Annotated in this window: 1 protein-coding gene; it reads right to left on the bottom strand. The window is 49.9% G+C overall.

The features are described 5' to 3' along the window. Nucleotides 1–187 precede the first annotated feature (187 nt). Nucleotides 188–1,129 carry an LDL receptor domain-containing protein gene (locus tag KDK15_RS13570; protein ID WP_257295924.1) on the bottom strand — a complete coding sequence of 314 codons (942 nt, stop codon included), beginning with the start codon at nt 1,127–1,129 and terminating at the stop codon, nt 188–190. Between the last annotated feature and the right edge of the window lie 431 nt (nt 1,130–1,560).

The raw sequence follows: 1,560 nt of genomic DNA, 5'->3' as shown, positions 1-1,560 counted from the left end.
AGGAGAAGTTGCATTTGTGGGTATCAACAACAAAACTTGCCAGAGTTGAAGGCGTTACGACCCAAACAATACGACGAAGAATCAAAAGTGGCTATTATTAAAAATTTAACCAGGCAGCTTGAGCCTGAGATCATAACAACGAATGTTGCGTTCGTTGCGGTTTAAATCAAGAGCTCCTGTCAGCCACTCAGACCCACAGCGATTTTTGCCTTTCCAGCGGGGTGGCTTTTTGTTCCTGAGATTGTTCCTGAGATTGACAGGCCCGCTGCTCGTTCGGCACTTGCTCCTGAAACTGTCGGGTTCTCTGTCCGGTCATAGCCGGCAGTTCAATAGGGTCCGCCCTGTGGTCAACGGCCTGCTGGTATTGTCGAAAATACCCCGGTTTTTTCAGTGCTGTAATTAGTAGTTGACAGGTTGTTGCCTCACTGTTGCCATGCCTGAGCGCCTTGAAACTTTTATAGACACAGGTACCGTAAACAGCGGTGACCCCAATGGCCACGGTTGCAGTAGTGATCGCCGCAATTATTTCCGGTGCCAGGCCACAGGCCCCCTCATCGGATTGATCATGGCACTGGATGGAGCCATCGCATACCCAGTGGGCTGGAACGCATGTGCTTTTGTCACAAAAAAAGGGACGCCCTAATTGTTCGCACCTGGTCTGATTGCAGGATTTTTCGTCCGTCCCATCAAAACAAAAGCTTACACCGGTGCATTCCTGAAACTCGGCAAAGCAGGCAGTCATGGTGTAGTTCAGGTCACAGGGGGAATAATCCACCCGGCAACTGTGGTTCCTGGCATCCATAGTGGGTAACGCGGACAGAAGTAGCAGACTCTCTTTTAAGCCAGGCCATAGCCTGACAATGTCGGGGGCATCAAGTATCTGGCGCAAGGCAAAGCCTGCGGCACTACCCACCAGACCAGCACCGGCCTGCAGCGCTTCTCTGGCTAATGAGCACACCCGGTAGTCAGCCAGTGATTTGATCACGGAGCGGTGATCCGCACCTATACGCAGGCTATGCTGTGTTGCGAAAACTTCTCTATCATTAAAGCTTGTTGTGTGGCAACGTTCGGTGCTATTGGCAACGATCTGCGCACAGGATGAAGGTGATGGTGACGCAGAGGTCAGCATGTAGTAATTCCGGTTGTGCATGACCCGATTTGAGACAACCAGTCTGTGGTTAAGTTCCCGCTTTTTAACATCAAGGGGGAGCCTCAAGGTGTTCGGTAGAGGCGCTTTAATGAGAACCAGCCCCGGTTGAGGGAGGCGTTATTTTCACTTCCGGGGCTGGTTTGATCGGTTACTGGTGTAGACGAGGTATTGCTCTTGATTTAAACCGCAACGAACGCAACATTCGTTGTTATGATCTTAGGCTCAAGCTGCCTGGTTAAATTTAATCAAGATATTTCTGGCACCTTTGATTTCACGATCAACAGTAAACCCGTTACCCTTTATTACTTTTGAAGCTCCAAGCCTGACATCAATGGAGCCCCATCCCATGAGCGGTTTTTTGATGTGCAGGCTTCGTTACAATCCACAACATGTTTGCCATATTTCTTGCC

Origin of the sequence: Endozoicomonas sp. YOMI1 (assembly GCF_024606345.1) — a bacterium.
GTDB lineage: Bacteria > Pseudomonadota > Gammaproteobacteria > Pseudomonadales > Endozoicomonadaceae > Endozoicomonas.
The sequence above is the reverse complement of the archived record's forward strand: the minus strand, read 5'-3'. Positions and strand labels throughout refer to the sequence as shown.

Excerpts from the sequence above, each read along its gene's own strand:
- KDK15_RS13570 (WP_257295924.1), bottom strand. The coding sequence starts at position 1,129 with ATGCTGACCTCTGCGTCACCATCACCTTCATCCTGTGCGCAGATCGTT.